Origin of the sequence: Streptomyces sp. NBC_00190 (assembly GCF_036203305.1) — a bacterium.
Lineage (GTDB): Bacteria > Actinomycetota > Actinomycetes > Streptomycetales > Streptomycetaceae > Streptomyces.
This window is the reverse complement of record NZ_CP108131.1, coordinates 4268626-4286150: the sequence shown is the minus strand read 5'-3', so window position 1 is coordinate 4286150 and position 17525 is coordinate 4268626. Positions and strand designations below refer to the sequence as shown.

Here is a 17525-nt window from a genome sequence, read left to right as displayed (position 1 = left end):
AGGGGCCTTCGCACGCGTCGTCAGTCCGTCGGCCGCTTGGGCCGCCAGACGACCAGGGCGTTGCCCGGCACCGGTGGCTGGTACGGGACCAGGTCGCGCCGGTAGGAGGCGTGCACCTGGGCCTCGCGGGCCTGGAGCGTGGCCGCCGCGCCGTCCACCGCTGCGGAGAGTTCGGCCACGCGCTGCTGGAGCGCGGCGACCTGGTTCTCCAGCTCGATGATCCGCTTGATGCCCGCCAGGTTGATGCCCTCGTCCTGGGACAGCGCCTGCACCGTGCGGAGCAGCTCGATGTCACGGGCCGAGTAGCGCCGGCCGCGCCCGGCCGTACGGTCCGGGGAGACCAGGCCGAGACGGTCGTACTGGCGCAGGGTCTGCGGATGCAGACCCGAGAGCTGGGCGGCCACCGAGATCACGTAGACCGGGGTCTCGTCGGTGAGCTGGTAGCCCCCACCCAAGCGGGAGGACTGTCGTCGGCGGCCGTCCATGTCATGCTCCCTTCGCGGACTCGAACAGCGCGGAGCGCGGGTCCTGCGACTCCGTCGCCTCGCGGTACATCTCCAGCGCCTCGCGGGCCTTGTCCGACAGCTCGACCGGGACCGCGACCTCCACCGTCACCAGCAGGTCGCCGCGGGTGCCGTCCTTGCGGACCGCTCCCTTGCCGCGGGCCCGCATCGTGCGGCCGTTGGGAGTGCCCGGCGGCAGCTTCAGCGTCACCGAGGGGCCGTTCAGTGTCGGGACCTTGATGTCGGCGCCCAGCGCCGCCTCCGCGAACGTCACCGGGACGGTCACCGTCAAGTTGTCGTCCTTGCGGCCGAACACCGGGTGGGAGTCGACGTGCACGACGACGTAGAGGTCACCGCCCGGACCGCCGCGCTCGCCGGGCGCACCCTTGCCGCGCAGCCGGATGCGCTGGCCGTCGGAGACGCCCGCCGGGATCCGGACCTGCATCGTGCGCGAGCTGCGGGCGCGCCCGCTGCCCTTGCAGACGTCACAGGGGGTTTCGGCGATCAGGCCGCGGCCCTTGCAGTCCGCGCAGGGGTCGGTCAGCGAGAAGCCGCCGCCGCTGCCCCGCGAGACCTGGCCGGTGCCGACGCAGGTCGGGCACACCCGGGGGGTGCCGTTCTTGTCGCCGGTGCCGGAGCAGGCCTTGCAGGGGGCCTGGGAGGACATCCGGAGCGGGACCGTGGCCCCGTCCACCGCCTCCGTGAAGGAGAGGGTGACCTCGGACTCGATGTCCTGGCCGCGGCGGGGCTGGGTACGGGTTCCCGCACCCGGCCCGGCGCCGCGGTTGAACAGGCCGCCGAAGACATCGCCCAGGCCGCCGCCGAAGCCGCCGCCCGCGCCGCCGGCACCCGGCTGGGTGCCGCCGAACAGGTCGCCGAGGTCGAAGTTGAACGAACCGCCGGCCCCGCCCGGCCCGGGGCGGAAGCCACCGTTGCCGAACAGGGCGCGCGCCTCGTCGTACTCCTTGCGCTTCTTGGCGTCGCCGAGGATGTCGTTCGCCTCGGAGATCTCCTTGAAGCGCTCCTCGGCGGAGGTGTCGCCCTTGTTGGCGTCCGGGTGGAACTCGCGTGCGAGCTTCCGGTACGCCTTCTTGATCTCGGCCTCGGTGGCGTCCTTCGGGACACCGAGGACCTTGTAGTAGTCCTTCTCGACGAAGTCCTTCGTGCTCATCCCCGGTGTCCCTCCTCTCGTGCTTCTACTGGTTCAACATCAGCCCTTGTCGGGGGCATCCGTGTCCTTGTCCGACGGCGTGTCGGCCTCGCCCGACTCGGACTTGGGGGCCGCGCCCGGCTGGGGCTCGGCCACCGCGACCCGCGCGGGGCGGATCGTACGCTCGCCGATCCGGTACCCCGGCTGCAGGATCGCCACGCAGGTGTCCTCGGTGACGTCCGGCGCGTACGAGTGCATCAGGGCCTCGTGGATCGTCGGGTCGAAGGGCTCGCCCTCCTTGCCGAACTGCTGCAGGCCCATCTTGGCGGCGACGGTCTCCAGCGATTCGGCCACCGACTTGAAACCGCCGACCAGCTCGCCATGCTCCCGCGCCCGGCCGATGTCGTCCAGGGTCGGGAGCAACTCCGTCAGGAGGGACGCGACCGCGATCTCCTTGACGGTGATCCGGTCCCGCTCCACCCGGCGGCGGTAGTTCTGGTACTCCGCCTGGAGCCGCTGGAGGTCCGTGGTCCGCTCACCGAGCGCCGTACGGGCCTGGTCCAGCTGCGCCAGCAGGGCCACATCCGGTGCGGAGTCCCCGGCCGGGGCCGCCGCCTCCTCCTTGGCGGAGTCGGCGGCCTTCGGCTCGTCGGACGTGCCGTCGACGGGGACGTCGGGCTTCTCCTCGAAACCCGGGGTCTCCTCCGACATCAGGCAGCGCCGCCCTTCGGCTTCTCGTCGTCGACGATCTCGGCGTCGACGACGTCGTCGTCGGCCTTCGCCTGGCCCGCGTCACCGGCAGCGGCGCCGGCGGCGCCCTGCGCGGCCTGGGCGTCGGCGTAGATGGCCTGGCCGAGCTTCTGGCTGACCGCGGCGAGCTTCTCGGTCGCGGTACGGATCTCGGCGGTGTCCTCGCCCTTGAGCTTCTCCTTCAGCTCGGCGACGGCGGCCTCGACCTCGGTGCGGACGTCGGCCGGAACCTTGTCCTCGTTGTCCTTGACGAACTTCTCCGTCTGGTAGACGAGCTGCTCGCCCTGGTTGCGGGACTCGGCCGCCTCCTTGCGACGCAGGTCCTCGTCCGCGTACTGCTCCGCCTCCTGGCGCATGCGGTCGACCTCGTCCTTGCCGAGCGAAGAGCCGCCGGTGACGGTCATCTTCTGCTCCTTGCCCGTGCCGAGGTCCTTGGCCGTGACGTGCATGATGCCGTTCGCGTCGATGTCGAAGGAGACCTCGATCTGCGGGACGCCACGCGGGGCCGGGGGCAGGCCGGTCAGCTCGAACATGCCGAGCTTCTTGTTGTACGCCGCGATCTCGCGCTCGCCCTGGTAGACCTGGATCTGCACGGACGGCTGGTTGTCCTCGGCCGTCGTGAAGATCTCCGACCGCTTGGTCGGGATGGTCGTGTTGCGCTCGATCAGCTTGGTCATGATGCCGCCCTTGGTCTCGATACCCAGGGACAGCGGGGTCACGTCGAGGAGCAGGACGTCCTTGACCTCACCCTTGAGCACACCGGCCTGGAGGGTGGCGCCGATGGCGACGACCTCGTCCGGGTTGACGCCCTTGTTGGCGTCCTGACCGCCGGTGAGCTCCTTGACGAGCTCGGCGACGGCCGGCATACGGGTGGAGCCGCCGACCAGGACCACGTGGTCGATCTCGGACAGGTTGATGCCCGCGTCCTTGATGACGTTGTGGAACGGGGTCTTGCAGCGGTCGAGCAGGTCCGCGGTCAGCTGCTGGAACTGCGAGCGCGTGAGCTTCTCGTCCAGGTGCAGCGGGCCCTCGGCGGACGCCGTGATGTACGGCAGGTTGATCGAGGTCTCCGTGGAGGAGGACAGCTCGATCTTCGCCTTCTCCGCGGCCTCGCGCAGACGCTGGAGCGCCATCTTGTCCTTGGACAGGTCGACGCCGTGGCCGCCCACGAACTGCTTCACGAGGTAGTCGACGACGCGCTGGTCCCAGTCGTCGCCACCGAGGTGGTTGTCACCGTTGGTGGCCTTGACCTCGACGACACCGTCGCCGATCTCGAGGAGCGACACGTCGAAGGTGCCGCCACCGAGGTCGAAGACGAGGATGGTCTGGTCGTCCTTGTCGAGACCGTAGGCCAGAGCGGCGGCGGTCGGCTCGTTGACGATGCGCAGGACGTTCAGACCCGCGATCTCACCGGCCTCCTTCGTCGCCTGACGCTCGGAGTCGTTGAAGTAGGCCGGGACGGTGATGACCGCGTCCGTGACCTTCTCGCCCAGGTACGCCTCGGCGTCGCGCTTCAGCTTCTGCAGGATGAAGGCGCTCATCTGCTGCGGGTTGAAGTCCTTGCCATCCAGGTTGATCTTCCAGTCAGTGCCCATGTGGCGCTTGACGGAGCGGATGGTCCGGTCCACGTTCGTGACCGCCTGGCGCTTGGCCACCTCGCCGACGAGGACCTCACCGTTCTTGGCGAAGGCGACGACGGACGGCGTGGTCCTGGCGCCCTCGGCGTTGGTGATGACGGTGGGCTCCCCGCCTTCCAGAACGCTGACGACGGAGTTAGTGGTGCCCAGGTCGATGCCGACCGCACGTGCCATTTTGATTCCTCCAGCTGACTTGAGTGCAACAGACTCAACCATGCCGCATCGCCGCGCGGACGTCAACAGAGCTGAGTCGATGCGACTCAACCTTTAGGCCCCCCTTACGCGCAACCCACGGCATCGGCCCTGACGGCGCGGGGTCCGGGGCGCGGAGTCCGGCCGCGGGCGCCGCACCCGAACGGGGCATCCGGCCGCGCGCCACCCCAGGACCGCCGCAGGCTTACGGCACGGTGCTGACATGCCTCTGCTGCTGCCCCTCCCCGCCCGGCCAGGGCTCCGGCCGGCCCGGCCCTCGGCCAAGCGGGTGCTCGACCTCATCGGTGCGGCGATCCTGCTCCTCACGCTCGCCGCCCCCCTCGCGGCAGCGGCAGGGCTGCTCTACGTGACCCAGGGCGGCCGGGCGTTCGCACGGGTACCGGCGGCCGGCCTGGCCGGACGGCCGTTCCGCACCTGGCGGCTGCGCACCGACGACGCCGGCCGCCTCGGCGCGGCCCTGGAGCGCTGCGCGCTCGACCCGGCGCCCCAGCTGATCAACGTGCTCCGCGGCGAGATGTCCCTGGTCGGGCCGCGCCCGGAGTCCCGTACGGACCGGCCCGAGCGGCTCTTCGTACGGCCCGGGATGACCGGGTTGTGGCAGGTCAGCGCGCGCTCCGACCTACCCTGGGAGGAAATGGCGCTGCTCGACCGGCACTACGTCGAGAACCACTGGCTGGGGATGGACCTGGCGATCCTCGCGCAGACGCCGCGGGCGGCCTATCGGCAAAGGCATGCCTGAGCGACACAGATCACCGCGCGCTCAGCTACATTGCGGCGTCGGGAGTGGGTAACCTCATGCCTTGACTCAATAAGTTACCGCTTAGTAAGTACCGCCCGAGGAGCCCTCCCATGCAACTCGCCGCGATCATCGTGTCGCTGGTCATCACGGTGGTAGCCGTCGCGCTGTTCGGCCGTGCCATCGCGCAGATCTACCGCTTCGTGCGCCTCGGCCAGCCAGTGCCCGCGGGCACGCGCACCGGCGACCCCACACAGCGCACCATCACGCTGGTCAAGGAATTCCTCGGCCACACCCGCATGAACCGCTGGGGCATCGTCGGGTTCGCGCACTGGTTCGTGGCGGTGGGCTTCTTCTCGCTGCTGCTGACGATCGTCAACGCCTTCGGCCAGCTCTTCCAGGCCGACTGGCTGATCCCGATCATCGGCGACTGGCTGCCGTACGAGATCTTCACCGAGTTCCTCGGCCTGATGACCGTGCTCGGCATCGTCACCCTGATCGTGATCCGGCAGCTGAGCCGGCCGGGCAAGGCGGGCCGCAAGTCCCGCTTCGCGGGCTCCAAGACGGGCCAGGCGTACTTCGTCGAGGCCGTCATCCTGATCGTCGGCGTCTGCATCATGACGCTGCGCGCGCTGGAAGGGGTCCAGCACGGCGTCGAGGGCTGGGAGCCGGGCTTCTTCGCCTCGTACCCGCTGATCGCCGCCTTCGACGGGCTGAGCCTGAGCACGCTGCAGTACCTCACCTACTTCTTCGCGGCGCTCAAGATCGTCACGTCCTTCACCTGGATGATCACGGTCTCGCTCAACACCAACATGGGTGTCGCCTGGCACCGCTTCCTCGGCTTCCCGAACATCTGGTTCAAGCGGAACGCGGACGGTTCGACGGCGCTCGGCGCCCTCCAGCCGATGACGAGCGGCGGCAAGGAGATCGACTTCGAGGAGCCGGGCGAGGACGACGTCTTCGGCGTCTCCCAGGTCGAGCAGTTCTCCTGGAAGGGCATCCTCGACTTCTCCACGTGCACCGAGTGCGGTCGCTGCCAGTCGCAGTGCCCGGCCTGGAACACCGGCAAGCCGCTGTCCCCGAAGCTCCTGATCATGTCGCTGCGCGACCACGCGCACGCCAAGGCCCCGTACCTGCTCGCCGGTGGCGGCAAGGACATGGAGGGCAACGAGAAGGCGACGCCGGAGCAGCTGGCGGACGTCCCGGCGGCCGCCCTGGCGGAGGCCGAGCGCCCGCTGATCGGGACGGCCGAGGAGAACGGCGTCATCGACCCGGACGTGCTGTGGTCCTGCACGACCTGCGGTGCGTGCGTCGAGCAGTGCCCGGTCGACATCGAGCACATCGACCACATCGTCGACATGCGCCGCTACCAGGTGATGATCGAGAGCGCGTTCCCGTCGGAGGCGGGCACGATGCTCAAGAACCTGGAGAAGAAGGGCAACCCCTGGGGCCTGGCGAAGAAGCAGCGCGTCGAGTGGACGAAGGAGGTCGACTTCGAGGTCCCGATCATCGGGAAGGACGCGGAGGACCTCTCGGAGTTCGACTACCTGTACTGGGTCGGCTGCGCGGGCGCCCTGGAGGACCGGGCCAAGAAGACGACGAAGGCCTTCGCGGAGCTGCTGAACATCGCGGGCGTCAAGTTCGCGATCATGGGCGGCGACGAGAAGTGCACCGGTGACTCGCCGCGCCGCCTGGGCAACGAGCCGCTGTTCCAGCAGCTGGGCCAGGAGAACGTGGCCATGCTGAACATGGCCTTCGGCGAGGACGACGAGGACCCGGCGACGAAGAAGCCGAAGTCGGCGAAGCGGATCGTCTCGACCTGCCCGCACTGCTTCAACACCATCGCGAACGAGTACCCGCAGCTGGGCGGCGAGTACGAGGTCATCCACCACACGCAGCTGCTCCAGCACCTGATCGACGAGGGCCGGCTGACGCCGGTGACGCCGGTCGAGGGCCTGATCACGTACCACGACCCGTGCTACCTGGGCCGGCACAACAAGGTCTACACGCCGCCGCGCGAGATCATGTCGGCCGTGCCGGGCCTGCGGCAGCAGGAGATGCACCGCCACAAGGAGCGGGGCTTCTGCTGTGGCGCCGGTGGCGCGCGGATGTGGATGGAGGAGCGGATCGGCAAGCGCATCAACAACGAGCGTGTCGACGAGGCGCTGTCCCTGAACCCGGACATCGTGTCGACGGCGTGCCCGTTCTGCCTGGTGATGCTGACCGACTCGGTGAACGGCAAGAAGAACGACGGCAAGGCCAAGGAGTCCGTGCAGGTCGTGGACGTGGCCCAGCTGCTGCTGGACTCGGTCAAGACCCCGGGCCCGACCGAGGAGGAGCTGGCCGCGCTCCAGGCGGAGGCCGAGGCCGCTGCCGCTGCGGAGGCGGAAGCCAAGGCGAAGGCCGAGGCGGAAGCCAAGGCCGAGGCGGAAGCCAAGGCGAAGGCCGAAGCCGACGCGAAGGCCAAGGCTGAGGCTGAGGCCAAGGCAGAGGCAGAAGCCGAGGTGGCGGAGGAGGCCGAGGCCGCTCCGGAGGCGGCAGCCGAGCCCGACGCGAAGGCCGAGGCGGAGCCGACCGAGGAGACGGAGAAGCCGGCCGAGGCGAAGGACGGGTCCGAGGCGAAGCCCGAGGACGCCAAGTAGGCCACTGGTTCTCCAGACCCTGAGCACGCCGGAGCGGCCGGTCCCCACCCGGGGACCGGCCGCTCCGGCGTTCCGTCCTACGGCGCGACGACCGTGTACTTCCCGATCAGCTGGCCGCCGAAGTCGTACACCCAGCTGTTGCCGCCGCCCTTGCCGTCGATGACGAGGAACTTCACGCGCTTCCCGTCCTGGACGAGCTCGTACGTCCAGCCGTCGTAGTGCGTGCCGGGGTGCTTCAGATCGATCGTGCCGAGGGAGTTCCCCTTCGGCGTCGAGATCTCGACGCGCTTGCCGTCCGGGCCGTCGACCAGCTTGGCGATCCGCCCGTCGGGCATGGTGAAGCGGACCGAGCTCTCCTTCCCCACCGGCTTCGGCCGCTCCCCGCCCTCGACCCACGAGGTCACGGTGCCGTTCGGCTGGAGCACGGCGTGCAGGCCGTTGCTGCGGCCGTACGCGACGGCGCCGCCCTTGCCGACCAGGGTGTCCGGCTTCGTGGAGTCGGCGAAGACGTCCGCCTCGAAGTGGTTGTCGCCGATCTTGTAGGCCTTGGCGACGGAGCCGTCCGCGAGCCTCACGGCGGTGACGTACGCCCGGACCTCAGCGGTCGGCTTGACCTGCGGCTTCGTCGGCTGGGTGACCGGGACGGCCGGGGAGTCCGCGAAGGCGGATCCGGCCGGAAGGGCCAGGACGACGGCCGCGCCGGCGAAGACGGCGGCGGTACGGAGGGCGGTGCGGCGGGTGCTGCGGCGGGTGCTGCGCATGATGGGTGCTCTTCTCGTCTCTGCGTGGCGGCGACGGAGACGAAGCTACGGACCCGATATGTGGGCATTCCGTCGAGAACGTAACGAAAGATCTCAGAAAATACCTCAGCTACGTAAACCGGGCACAACCCCGGGGTGGGGACAACCCCCCGGGGTTCCCCTAGGGGATGTCACAGGTCAGCCGCAAAGGCCACGGGTTCCGGCTGCCCGTCCACGGCGGCCCGCCGGACCGGGTACTTTCGATCACGTGGCTGGATTCAGGATCGGACGCGGCCGGGACAACAACCGCACCCCGCAACAACCCCCGCGGCAGCAGCCGTACGGACAGCAGCAACCGCCGCCGTACGGCCAGCAGCCCTACCCTCAGGCAGGCCCGCCGCCGCAGCAGCAGTGGCCGCAGCCGGGACCAGGGGGGCACGGTGAGCCCGAGTACTTCGACCCGTACGGACAGCAGCAGCCGCCGCAGGCGCAGCAGCCCCCGTACGGCCACGGAGGGCACGGCGGCCACGGGGGCTACACCAACGACAACCCCGGGCACACCCAGGTCTTCGCCGTCGGCGAGGACCCGTACAGCCAGGGCGGGACGTACCAGGCGGGCGCGGCCGCGGCCGCTCCGGCCGGCCCGCGGCTGCCGTGGAAGGAACTGCTCCGCGGCATCGTGATGCGGCCGGGACAGACCTTCCTGCAGATGCGCGACTACGCCGTCTGGGGTCCGGCGCTGACCGTGACCTTCCTCTACGGGCTCCTCGCGGTCTTCGGCCTCGACGACGCCCGCAAGGACGTGATCAACGCGACTCTCGCCAAGGCCGTCCCGATCGTCCTGTCCACCGGCGTGGCCTTCGTCATCTGCGGGCTGCTCCTGGGCGCGGTCACGCACACCCTGGCCCGCCAGATGGGCGGCGACGGCTCCTGGCAGCCCACCGTGGGCCTGTCGATGCTGATCATGTCGCTGACGGACGCCCCCCGCCTGCTCTTCGCCGTGTTCCTGGGCGGCGACAACGGCTTGGTCCAGGTCCTGGGCTGGGCCACCTGGGTGGCCGCGGGCTTCCTGTTCACGTCCCTCGTCGCCAAATCGCACGACCTGCCGTGGCCGAAGGCGCTGGGCGCGTCCGCGATCCAGCTCATCGCCCTGCTGTCGATCATCAAGCTGGGCACGATCTAGCAGCACACCTGAAGGGGCCCGCCGCGCAGTGTCTGCGCGGCGGGCCCTTCACGCGTACCTGTGTACGGCCACGCGTATGCGCGGGTCTCCTCGCGGTGCCGTCGTGCCGTCAGCTGGGGTCGGTCCGGCGCTCGGAGGCGCGGCGGAGAGGGTGAAGGAGAGGAGGGCCGTGGCGGTGAAGTCGTCGGCTGATTCGACCGTCTGCCAGGCGCCCACGTGATCCATGAAGCCGCCGCCGCGGCCGTCGAAGGCGGCGAAGGGGTTGCCCTGGCCGGTCGGGCACTTGCGCATGGTGGGGAAGGAGTTGAGGTCCTTGAGCTTGTCCGCCGCGTTGGGGCCGTTGACGACGCCGCCCCGCAGGATGCCGCCCTCGCCGCCCAGGTCACCGGCGAGGTTGGCCGGCTGGTGTTCGGGGCAGTGCGGGAAGGTGGTCCCGGCGCCGATGACGAAGGTGCGTCTGACCGTCGAAAGCGGCAGGATCTCGCCCACCCGCGCCCCTGCCGCCCTGGATGAGGCGGTCCGGCTCATCGACCGGCTCGGCCGGCTGGTCACCGGGCTGCTGGCCCGGGCCCGGGTCGAGGCCGGTACCCAGGAAGTCCAACTCACGCCGCTGCGGCTCGACCAACTGGTCGAGCAGACCGTGGAGGAACTGCCGGACCGCACCGGCGTCACGGTCACCACCGAGGCCGCCGTCGTCAACGGCGACCCCGAGCTCCTCGCCCAAGCAGTCCGCAACCTCGTGGAGAACGCACTGCGACACGGCGGTGGCACCCCGGTCGAGGTGCACGTCACCACCGACCGGGTAACGGTGCCGGACCACGGCGCCGGCGTACCGGCCGACGACCGCGCACGGGTCTTCGAACGCCACGTCACCGGGGCCGCGAGTACCGGAACCGGCACGGGCCTGGCCATCGTCCGCTGGGTCGCCGAACTCCACGGCGGCACCGCCCGGCTCACCCCGGCACACGGCGGCGGCCTCCTGGCCGAGCTGCTACTGCCTCAGCAACGGCAGCGCGCGGAAGCCGACGGCGACGGCGACGGCGACGAGCACTGATGCACGGCTCGGCGAACCGGGCACATGCACCGCGTGGCAGCCCTGCGCCACGCGGTATGGCTGCTACGCGTCGAGGACCTGGCCCTCACGCTTCACGACGGGCGGCTCCACCGACCAGGGGAAGTTGATCCACTCGTCCGTCTTCTTCCACACGTACTCGCACTTCACGAGGGAGTGCGACTTCTCGTAGATGACCGCGGACCGCACCTCGGCGACATGCCCGAGGCAGAAGTCGTGCACGAGCTTGAGCGTCTTGCCGGTGTCGGCCACGTCATCGGCGATGAGGACCTTCTTGTCGGTGAAGTCGATCGCCTCGGGCACGGGAGCCAGCATGACCGGCATCTCCAGCGTGGTCCCGACACCGGTGTAGAACTCGACGTTCACCAGGTGGATGTTCTTGCAGTCGAGCGCGTACGCCAGTCCGCCGGCGACGAACACCCCGCCCCGGGCGATGCTCAGGATGATGTCGGGCTCGAAGCCGTCGTCTGCGATGGTCTGCGCGAGCTCCCGCACAGCCCGCCCGAATCCCTCGTAGTCGAGGTTCTCGCGTACTCCGTCACTCATGCCTCGTGCCTCACCTGGGTGCGGTGGAAACTCTGGAAGGAGCGCGAGGCGGTCGGCCCGCGCTGCCCCTGGTACCGGGATCCGTAGCGCTCACTGCCGTACGGGAACTCGGCGGGCGAGCTGAGCCGGAACATGCACAGCTGCCCGATCTTCATGCCCGGCCAGAGCTTGATCGGCAGGGTGGCGAGGTTCGACAGCTCCAGGGTCACGTGGCCCGAGAACCCGGGGTCGATGAACCCGGCGGTCGAATGCGTCACCAGGCCGAGGCGGCCCAGGCTGGACTTCCCCTCCAGTCTGGAGGCGATGTCGTCCGGCAGCGAGATGACCTCGTACGTCGAGGCGAGCACGAACTCACCCGGATGCAGAATGAACGCCTCGTCGCCCTCCGGCTCGACCATCCTGGTCAGGTCGGTCTGCTCGACGGCGGGGTCGATGTGCGCGTAGCGGTGATTCTCGAACACCCGGAAGAACCGGTCGAGACGTACATCGATGCTGGAGGGCTGCACCATCGATTCCTCGAACGGGTCGATGCGAACCCGTCCGCTGTCGATCTCGGCCCGGATGTCTTTGTCAGAGAGAAGCACGTCCCGAGGATACGCAGTGCGCGCGGGCCACCCCCAATCGAGAGCGGCGGCCCGCGCGCCCGTCCGCTATCGCTTGACGGCCGGCCCCACGGGCACGGCCTGCCTCAGCCGCGCGCAGCGCGGACACCGCAGCAACCGTCCGGGCCCGATCCGGCCGGCACCGAGGTGCTGCAGCGGGAAGGAGGCGGTACTGAAAACGTGCCCTTCGGCACAACGGACGACGGTGTGCTCCATCGAGTCCCTTTCCCCAACGAGCCGTACTGCGATGAATCGCCACATTAGGGGATGATCAGGACCCACTCCAGCCGCCGCTCCGCACACACGGTACGCCCCAACTCCCGCACCCACACGCCTCGGTGCACGCCACACACGACAACGACCCCGCGGTCGATTCACCGGGGGTCGATCATGGGGTAGAGTGGGTGACGATACAGATCCGGGCAACTGGAACGTATGCGGATGTAGTTTAATGGTAGAACATGAGCTTCCCAAGCTTATAGCGCGGGTTCGATTCCCGTCATCCGCTCCATAACAAAGCCCCAGGTCAACGACCTGGGGCTTGTTTGTTGCCCGATCCAGATCCGAGCCTCACACCACCTGTGCACCACATGGGCCCCCGCATGGCCCGCAGTTGGTGCTCAGCTGACGTGGGGATCCGCGTCGGATCCGGTCAGGGCGCCGCGTTGCGCAGGTCGGGGCGGTTCCTGGGCAGTCCGAAGCCCGCCATCTCCTTCTCCTCGTAGGACAGAAACCCAGGCTTCGGTAGAACGCGTGGTTGCGCTTGTCCTCGGGTGTCGACTCGTGGTCCTCCCATCCGACCGAGTCGTAGAGGCTCAGCATCGCCTCCGGATCGAATGCGTCCTCTGTCGCCATGAACGCGCTGAAACCCTCCATGGTGCTTCGTGACACATCAGTTTGATCCCGCTCCCCGCTCGGACGTCCTGACAGCCGTGAAGATCCGGTCCAGGTGGTGGCGGAGCACGGCGATCGCCGACTCCGGACTCCGCTGGCCCACGAGGATGCTGGTGCCCATGGTCGCCGCCATCGCGAGCAGGCTGATCGCCTCCGTGCGCGCGTCGATGCCGGGATCGGCCAGACCTGACGCCTGGGCCTGTTCGAGCAGGCCGGTCACGGCGCTCTCCGCGGCGTCGGGGTTGTCGATGAAGGGCTGGGCGGCCAGCGCCTCGTCGGTCACCGACAGGATCGCGTAGGAGCTGTACAGCAGGTGGAACGTGCGGCTCTCCTCGTCGGTCGGCAGCGAGGCCAGCAGCAGCGCCTCCACCGTGGCGCGCGGGCCCGGCTCCGGGCCGGCAGCGGCCAAGCGGGCACACACCCTCGCGGCGAAGCGGTCGGTCAGGTGCCGGAGGCCGCAGAAGAGCAGCTTCTCCTTGGTCTCGAAGTAGTACTGCACCAGCCGGAGCGACACACCGGCCTCTGCGGCCACGTCACGCATGCCGACGGCATGCAGCCCCCGCCGCCCCGCGACCCGGATGAGCGCCTCGGCGATCTGGGCGCGCCGCTCCTCGTGATCCACACGCTTCGGCATGTTCCCGTGTCCCCGCCCGTCGATAGTGGGTTCGCGCTCCGCTACCCGAACCCCTTCATGATACCGATGTACCACATTGATGGTACGGTCGTACCACGAAGAATGGATCTTCACCGGAGGTGCCGCCGTGCCCGAGAACACCGCCCGCGTACGCCGCGACGTCGGTCGCTACGTCAACGACGCCCTGCGCGACCGCTACTTCGCCGCCGCCGACGTCCTCTACGCGATGGGGGCACCCGCCCACTCCGAGACGGACGTGGAGACGAGCTTCGGCACCACCCACGTCTACCGGTACGGGCCCTCGGACCCCGCCGCCGAGTCCCGTACGCCGATCGTCCTGATCCACGGCGCCGGCTACAGCTCGGCGATGTGGTACCCCAACACCCCCGGGCTCAGCCTCGACCGCCCCGTCTACGCCCTCGACACCCCCGGCGACGCCAACCGCAGCGTCCACCGCGAGCCCATGTGGCAGCCCGAGCGCGCCGCACAGTGGATGGACGAGGCCCTCGACGCTCTCGGCCTCGACCGGGTCCACCTCGTCGGCTCCTCCTACGGCGGCTGGCTCGTGCTCAACCAAACCCACCGACGGCCCGGACGGCTCGCCTCGGTCACCGCCCTCGACCCCGGCGGCCTGGAGAAGGTCGGCCTGCGCTTCTTCGCCTGGGTCTTCGTGAGCCTGTTCGCCACCTTCGCCCCCAAGGCGCTGCGCCCCCGGCTCGCCAAGTGGCTGGACCAGCCGGTCATAGCCGTCCCCGAGATGCGCAAATGGATCCAGCTCGGCGCCCGTGCGTACCGGATCCGCCGCCCCGCACCGCTGCCGCTGGCCGAGGATGCGCTGCGATCCATCCGGACCCCGCTCTACGTCATCATGGGCAAGCACAGCCTGCTCGTACACCCCAAGCGGCAGCTGGAACGCGTTCCGCGCCTTGTTCCCGGAGCCCGCGCCGAGATCATCACCGCGACGGGGCACGGCCCGCAGATCGACCACCCCGACGTGGTCAATGCCCGGATGCTGTCCTTCATGGAAGACGTCGACTCCCTCGACCCTGCTGCGGTCGGCGGCGCATAGGGCTACGGCAGGGAGAAACGGCGTCGGCGGCGCCCGCTCCGTGCCACAACGTGCCAGTAGGGGCGGTGAAGAGCGGTCACCACGGGGTTCCCAGAAGCAGCCGGAACAGGTTCAGCTGGCGGACATTCCGGCAGGTCAGAGGGCATACGCACGCCCAAGTGCCGAGTGATTCCCAAGCTTATGGCGCGGGTTCGATTCCCGTCATCCGCTCTGCCCTTCCTGGCGCCGCCCACCACCGCCGCACCACCTGCCCCTTCTCGTGTCAGAGCAGGTGCGGCGGCGGTACGACCAGGACCACGGCCAGGAGGCGTGGCCTCGTCCGCGGGAGCGCCTGGGTCTCGAACCACCCGCCGGAGAGAAGCATGTGACGGCGAGCCGTACCGGGGGTGGGGTCGCCGAGTTCGGACGGGTCGACGCCGAGGTTGGCCAGCTCGACGATTTGATCGGCGACAGCCTTCACTTCGTCGCGCACAACTTTCGGGTAGCCCTCCTCGTCCTCTGCGTGGAAGGCGTACTCCCACACCCAACGGTCGTCGGTCACCGGGAAGCCTCGCCCGCGGTACGGAGGCCCGCCTCGGCGGCGGCGGCGTTGCGGATGCGGCTGATCTCGGCGGCAATGTCCCGGGCATCGCCGAGGTCGGTGACCTCCCCGGCGCGGGCCTCAAGCGCGTGGAGCCGGGTGGCGGTTTCCGGGTGTCGGGCAATGGCCACCTCAACGGCCCACGCCTCCGTGAAGGTGCGGAGGGGAATGGCGGAAACCTCGGCGCGCGCGCGGGCGGTGCTGGCCGCGCGGTCGCGGTCGAAGTCGGCGAGCAACTGCGGGGCCACCTGGGCGAGGGCGGCGCGAATCGCCTCGGGCTGGGCGGGCGGCTGCGGGATAGCGGACGACTGGGGCGCGGTGCTCATGCGGCTTCGGCCCTCTCCTCCTGGTCAAGTTCGCCCGCACGGTAGGCGTTGGCAAGGGTGGTGACGTGCTGGCGGGACCAGCCGACGCGGCGGCCTGCCGCAGCTTTCTGCCCGTAGCGGTCGGCGGAGCCGATCCGGCCCACCGTGCGATTGAGGTGCGCCTGCGCCCGGGCAAGGGCCTGCTCGGCCCGGCGGACGGCCTTGAGGGCTTCGTCCAGGTCGGTCTTCTCGTCGTCGGTCAGGGGTTCACTCGCGGCTCGCACGATCCGAGCATAAACCGTCACCATGACTTGACGCTATGGACTCTCTCGCTGGAGGACCGGGCCGAGAGGAGCGAGGCACCATGGAAATGGGTGGGAGTTGAACCCTGAAGCGCACGGGCGCCGGGCTCCCAGGGGTCACCTCACGGCAGTCAGGAGCCGTGCGAAGCCGCCGGCCGTGCCACAACGTGCCAGTAGAGGCGGTAGACAGCGGTCAACAGAGGGCCTGACGGGTCCGCTCCCACGCTGCTCCAGAAAATCATCTCAGCAGGTCAGAGGCCATGCAGGCCCTTGAGTGCCGGGTGATTCCCAAGCTTATGCGCGGGTTCGATTCCCGTCATCCGCTCTTGCAAGAAGGCCCAGGTCAGCGACCTGGGCCTTCTTCGTTGTCTATACCTCTCAGCCCTCGCCGCGCCCTCCGCGTGCCCCAAGTCGCTGAAACGCCCTGGCCGGGGGCGTTCCGTGCACCACTTGCACCACCCCGACGCTGTGGCGCCTCATATCACGAGACGCATTTCCTGTGACCTGCGCCATAATCGGCGACACCGGGTGCGAATTCGCGCTCCCAAAGAGGCAGTTGACGGACGGTGTCCACTCAGGCGGCATCTACCCGCGCGCACGCCGGGCGGACCAAAGCAGACCAATGAGGGCGACGCCCATCCAGGCGGTGAGGTAAGCGAAGGCGGCGGTCGGGGAGACGAGAGTCCACAGGAGGCCGGCGATCGTGGAGGCGGCGAGGTTGCCGAGCGACTGGACGGTGGCGAGCATGCCGAAGGCGGAGCCTCGCAGGCCCTTCGGGGCGAGAGCCGCGACGGCGGAGTGCTCGGCGGTCTCGACCGCTCCGATGCCTACGCCGGCGAGGACGACGGCTGGGCCTCGGGTGCCGAGCCGGTCCGAGAACCGGCCAGCGGGCACGGAGGCGATCGTGGCCGCGACGTTGTAGGCGGTGTAAAGGCCAAGTGCGATCGTCGTCGCCGTCTTCGTGCCGTGTTCCTGGGCCAGCAAGTCCGAGGCGCGCAGGATCAGCAGGGGCGCGGCGACGTTGCCGACCTCGAACGCAGCAACCGCTCCCAGCAGTTTGCCGAACGGAGAGGCCGATGGCCCATGGGACGCCGAGCCAGGCCACCAGGCCGAGGGCGAGGAGCGGTCCGAAGGTGGCGCCGAGGTTGTCCATCATCCGCTCGAAGCCATAGGCCTGTCCGTACGCCTTGGCGGGGACTATGTCCGCCAGGAGCGCGTTCCGGTCGGGAACACGCAGACCGCGCGCGATCCAGGCGGCGGCGCGCAGCAGGCCCACCTGCCATACCGCTGTCGCGCCGGCGGTGGCCGCGCCCAGCACTGCCGTCGTCGCACAGCCCCCGACGGCGACCTTCGGCCGACGCGCCGGGCCGTCCGCGAGAACGCCACCCCCGAGCCTTGCCGCCCCTGCCATCGGGTCGGAGATGCCCTCTAATGCCTTTCACACCCGGGGTCAGCCACTTGTCCTGGCTGGGATCGGAATCGGCAGTCGGCGCCTACTGCGAGGGTCCATCCGGGCGCCGCCCGGGAACGCGGCCGGCCGGCGGCGGGTCCTGGTCCACGGGGAAGAGAGCCAGGGTGCCGGTGATCTCCAGGAGGCGCCGGAGCTGGGGGTTGGGGGCGGCCAAGCGGATGACGGCGCCGGTCTCTTGCGCTGCGCGTCGTGCGGCGAGGAGTGCGTTGAGTGCCGAGGAGTCGCAGAAGGTGAGGCGGCTGCAGTCGACCGCCACCGGCTTGGCCGGTGACGCGTAAGCGAGAGCTTCGGAGAGGGCGAAGTGCAGGGAGTGCGCCGTCTCGAGGTCGATCTCGCCGGTGAGCCTGACCGCGACGGTGTGGTCCAGGACCTCTACGGCGACGTCGCTACCGCCGGCCGTCCGGGGCGGGTGTTCGACCATGGTGATCACTCCTTGCATCTACGGGCGTGGCCCTCCCGACGCCCGTTGGCCAGTCGATAGTTCGCGGGTTACGTG

At 69.5% G+C, this 17525-nt stretch carries 20 protein-coding genes, 1 tRNA gene and 1 pseudogene; 6 read left to right on the top strand and 16 right to left on the bottom strand.

All coding sequences use genetic code 11. The annotated features are described in order from the left end of the window. Window positions 1-20: 20 nt before the first annotated feature. From OG429_RS20700 to dnaK, 4 genes are read right to left on the bottom strand one after another with little or no spacing between them, the layout of a single operon-like run. Window positions 21-485 carry a heat shock protein transcriptional repressor HspR gene (locus OG429_RS20700; protein WP_328926782.1) on the bottom strand — a complete coding sequence of 155 codons (465 nt, stop codon included), beginning with the start codon at window positions 483-485 and terminating at the stop codon, window positions 21-23. Window position 486: 1 nt separating this feature from the next. After that, on the bottom strand, window positions 487-1674 hold the full coding sequence (dnaJ, locus tag OG429_RS20695) for a molecular chaperone DnaJ (protein ID WP_328926781.1): 1188 nt from the start codon (window positions 1672-1674) through the stop codon (window positions 487-489). A gap of 39 nt (window positions 1675-1713) precedes the next feature. Then, complete coding sequence (gene grpE / locus OG429_RS20690; RefSeq protein WP_328926780.1) at window positions 1714-2364, bottom strand: nucleotide exchange factor GrpE; 651 nt, start codon at window positions 2362-2364, stop codon at window positions 1714-1716. After that, the gene (gene dnaK / locus OG429_RS20685) at window positions 2364-4214 is read right to left on the bottom strand and encodes a molecular chaperone DnaK (protein WP_328926779.1); all 1851 of its coding nucleotides are present in this window, start codon (window positions 4212-4214) and stop codon (window positions 2364-2366) included. Before dnaK ends, grpE begins: the two co-directional genes overlap by 1 nt. Window positions 4215-4455: 241 nt before the next feature. Here dnaK and OG429_RS20680 point away from each other — a divergent pair, with 241 nt between their 5' ends. Next, the gene (locus OG429_RS20680; RefSeq protein ID WP_328926778.1) at window positions 4456-4992 is read left to right on the top strand and encodes a sugar transferase; all 537 of its coding nucleotides are present in this window, start codon (window positions 4456-4458) and stop codon (window positions 4990-4992) included. 110 nt (window positions 4993-5102) lie between these two features. After that, window positions 5103-7631, top strand: a complete 2529-nt coding sequence (locus OG429_RS20675) for a (Fe-S)-binding protein (RefSeq protein ID WP_328926777.1) — start codon at window positions 5103-5105, stop codon at window positions 7629-7631. A gap of 77 nt (window positions 7632-7708) precedes the next feature. On the opposite strand, the gene OG429_RS20670 is transcribed toward OG429_RS20675, so the two are convergent. Continuing rightward, a complete protein-coding gene (locus tag OG429_RS20670; protein WP_328926776.1) occupies window positions 7709-8392 on the bottom strand; it encodes a hypothetical protein in 684 nt (227 codons plus the stop codon). Window positions 8393-8639: 247 nt separating this feature from the next. On the opposite strand from OG429_RS20670, the gene OG429_RS20665 reads away from it, so the two are divergent. After that, entirely contained in the window at window positions 8640-9554 is a 915-nt protein-coding gene (locus OG429_RS20665; protein ID WP_328926775.1) for a Yip1 family protein, read from the top strand. Window positions 9555-9602: 48 nt separating this feature from the next. Here the strand turns inward: OG429_RS20665 and OG429_RS20660 are convergent, their stop codons facing one another. After that, window positions 9603-10043 (bottom strand): glycoside hydrolase family 9 protein, encoded by a 441-nt coding sequence (locus OG429_RS20660; RefSeq protein WP_328926774.1) that lies wholly within the window; start codon window positions 10041-10043, stop codon window positions 9603-9605. On the opposite strand from OG429_RS20660, the gene OG429_RS20655 reads away from it, so the two are divergent. Further along, window positions 9997-10608, top strand: a complete 612-nt coding sequence (locus OG429_RS20655; protein WP_328926773.1) for a sensor histidine kinase — start codon at window positions 9997-9999, stop codon at window positions 10606-10608. The genes OG429_RS20660 and OG429_RS20655 overlap by 47 nt on opposite strands. A gap of 63 nt (window positions 10609-10671) precedes the next feature. Here the strand turns inward: OG429_RS20655 and OG429_RS20650 are convergent, their stop codons facing one another. The 3 genes from OG429_RS20650 to OG429_RS20640 form a co-directional block, all read right to left on the bottom strand. Next, window positions 10672-11172 (bottom strand): phosphoribosyltransferase, encoded by a 501-nt coding sequence (locus tag OG429_RS20650; RefSeq protein ID WP_328926772.1) that lies wholly within the window; start codon window positions 11170-11172, stop codon window positions 10672-10674. Further along, window positions 11169-11756 carry a dCTP deaminase gene (gene dcd, locus OG429_RS20645; protein ID WP_328926771.1) on the bottom strand — a complete coding sequence of 196 codons (588 nt, stop codon included), beginning with the start codon at window positions 11754-11756 and terminating at the stop codon, window positions 11169-11171. The genes OG429_RS20650 and dcd overlap by 4 nt, the downstream gene beginning before the upstream one ends. A gap of 66 nt (window positions 11757-11822) precedes the next feature. Then, complete coding sequence (locus tag OG429_RS20640) at window positions 11823-12035, bottom strand: hypothetical protein (protein WP_328926770.1); 213 nt, start codon at window positions 12033-12035, stop codon at window positions 11823-11825. 176 nt (window positions 12036-12211) lie between these two features. Here OG429_RS20640 and OG429_RS20635 point away from each other — a divergent pair. Next, window positions 12212-12285: transfer RNA gene (locus OG429_RS20635), tRNA-Gly, on the top strand. Between the two features lie 381 nt (window positions 12286-12666). Here OG429_RS20635 and OG429_RS20630 read toward each other — a convergent pair. Then, window positions 12667-13302, bottom strand: a complete 636-nt coding sequence (locus OG429_RS20630; protein WP_328926769.1) for a TetR/AcrR family transcriptional regulator — start codon at window positions 13300-13302, stop codon at window positions 12667-12669. 127 nt (window positions 13303-13429) lie between these two features. Between OG429_RS20630 and OG429_RS20625 the strand changes: the two genes are divergently transcribed. Continuing rightward, the gene (locus OG429_RS20625) at window positions 13430-14371 is read left to right on the top strand and encodes an alpha/beta fold hydrolase (protein ID WP_328926768.1); all 942 of its coding nucleotides are present in this window, start codon (window positions 13430-13432) and stop codon (window positions 14369-14371) included. A gap of 262 nt (window positions 14372-14633) precedes the next feature. On the opposite strand, the gene OG429_RS20620 is transcribed toward OG429_RS20625, so the two are convergent. From OG429_RS20620 to OG429_RS20595, 6 genes and pseudogenes are all read right to left on the bottom strand, one after another. After that, window positions 14634-14912, bottom strand: coding sequence for a hypothetical protein (locus OG429_RS20620; RefSeq protein ID WP_328926767.1), 279 nt, complete (start codon window positions 14910-14912; stop codon window positions 14634-14636). After that, window positions 14909-15277 carry a hypothetical protein gene (locus tag OG429_RS20615; RefSeq protein WP_328926766.1) on the bottom strand — a complete coding sequence of 123 codons (369 nt, stop codon included), beginning with the start codon at window positions 15275-15277 and terminating at the stop codon, window positions 14909-14911. Before OG429_RS20615 ends, OG429_RS20620 begins: the two co-directional genes overlap by 4 nt. Beyond that, the gene (locus OG429_RS20610) at window positions 15274-15540 is read right to left on the bottom strand and encodes a hypothetical protein (protein ID WP_328926765.1); all 267 of its coding nucleotides are present in this window, start codon (window positions 15538-15540) and stop codon (window positions 15274-15276) included. Before OG429_RS20610 ends, OG429_RS20615 begins: the two co-directional genes overlap by 4 nt. A gap of 603 nt (window positions 15541-16143) precedes the next feature. Then, entirely contained in the window at window positions 16144-16542 is a 399-nt protein-coding gene (locus tag OG429_RS20605) for a hypothetical protein (protein WP_328930566.1), read from the bottom strand. Window positions 16543-16687: 145 nt separating this feature from the next. Next, window positions 16688-16969 (bottom strand): annotated as a pseudogene (locus OG429_RS20600) (MFS transporter); the annotation flags it as partial. A gap of 82 nt (window positions 16970-17051) precedes the next feature. Next, the gene (locus OG429_RS20595) at window positions 17052-17450 is read right to left on the bottom strand and encodes an STAS domain-containing protein (protein WP_328926764.1); all 399 of its coding nucleotides are present in this window, start codon (window positions 17448-17450) and stop codon (window positions 17052-17054) included. Window positions 17451-17525 lie beyond the last annotated feature (75 nt).

Excerpts from the sequence above, each read along its gene's own strand:
- OG429_RS20615 (WP_328926766.1), bottom strand. The coding sequence starts at position 15,277 with ATGAGCACCGCGCCCCAGTCGTCCGCTATCCCGCAGCCGCCCGCCCAG.
- OG429_RS20595 (WP_328926764.1), bottom strand. The coding sequence starts at position 17,450 with ATGGTCGAACACCCGCCCCGGACGGCCGGCGGTAGCGACGTCGCCGTA.
- OG429_RS20640 (WP_328926770.1), bottom strand. The coding sequence starts at position 12,035 with ATGTGGCGATTCATCGCAGTACGGCTCGTTGGGGAAAGGGACTCGATG.
- grpE (WP_328926780.1), bottom strand. The coding sequence starts at position 2,364 with ATGTCGGAGGAGACCCCGGGTTTCGAGGAGAAGCCCGACGTCCCCGTC.
- OG429_RS20675 (WP_328926777.1), top strand. The coding sequence starts at position 5,103 with ATGCAACTCGCCGCGATCATCGTGTCGCTGGTCATCACGGTGGTAGCC.
- OG429_RS20650 (WP_328926772.1), bottom strand. The coding sequence starts at position 11,172 with ATGAGTGACGGAGTACGCGAGAACCTCGACTACGAGGGATTCGGGCGG.
- dnaJ (WP_328926781.1), bottom strand. The coding sequence starts at position 1,674 with ATGAGCACGAAGGACTTCGTCGAGAAGGACTACTACAAGGTCCTCGGT.
- dnaK (WP_328926779.1), bottom strand. The coding sequence starts at position 4,214 with ATGGCACGTGCGGTCGGCATCGACCTGGGCACCACTAACTCCGTCGTC.
- OG429_RS20680 (WP_328926778.1), top strand. The coding sequence starts at position 4,456 with ATGCCTCTGCTGCTGCCCCTCCCCGCCCGGCCAGGGCTCCGGCCGGCC.
- OG429_RS20655 (WP_328926773.1), top strand. The coding sequence starts at position 9,997 with ATGACGAAGGTGCGTCTGACCGTCGAAAGCGGCAGGATCTCGCCCACC.
- OG429_RS20670 (WP_328926776.1), bottom strand. The coding sequence starts at position 8,392 with ATGCGCAGCACCCGCCGCAGCACCCGCCGCACCGCCCTCCGTACCGCC.
- OG429_RS20630 (WP_328926769.1), bottom strand. The coding sequence starts at position 13,302 with ATGCCGAAGCGTGTGGATCACGAGGAGCGGCGCGCCCAGATCGCCGAG.
- OG429_RS20700 (WP_328926782.1), bottom strand. The coding sequence starts at position 485 with ATGGACGGCCGCCGACGACAGTCCTCCCGCTTGGGTGGGGGCTACCAG.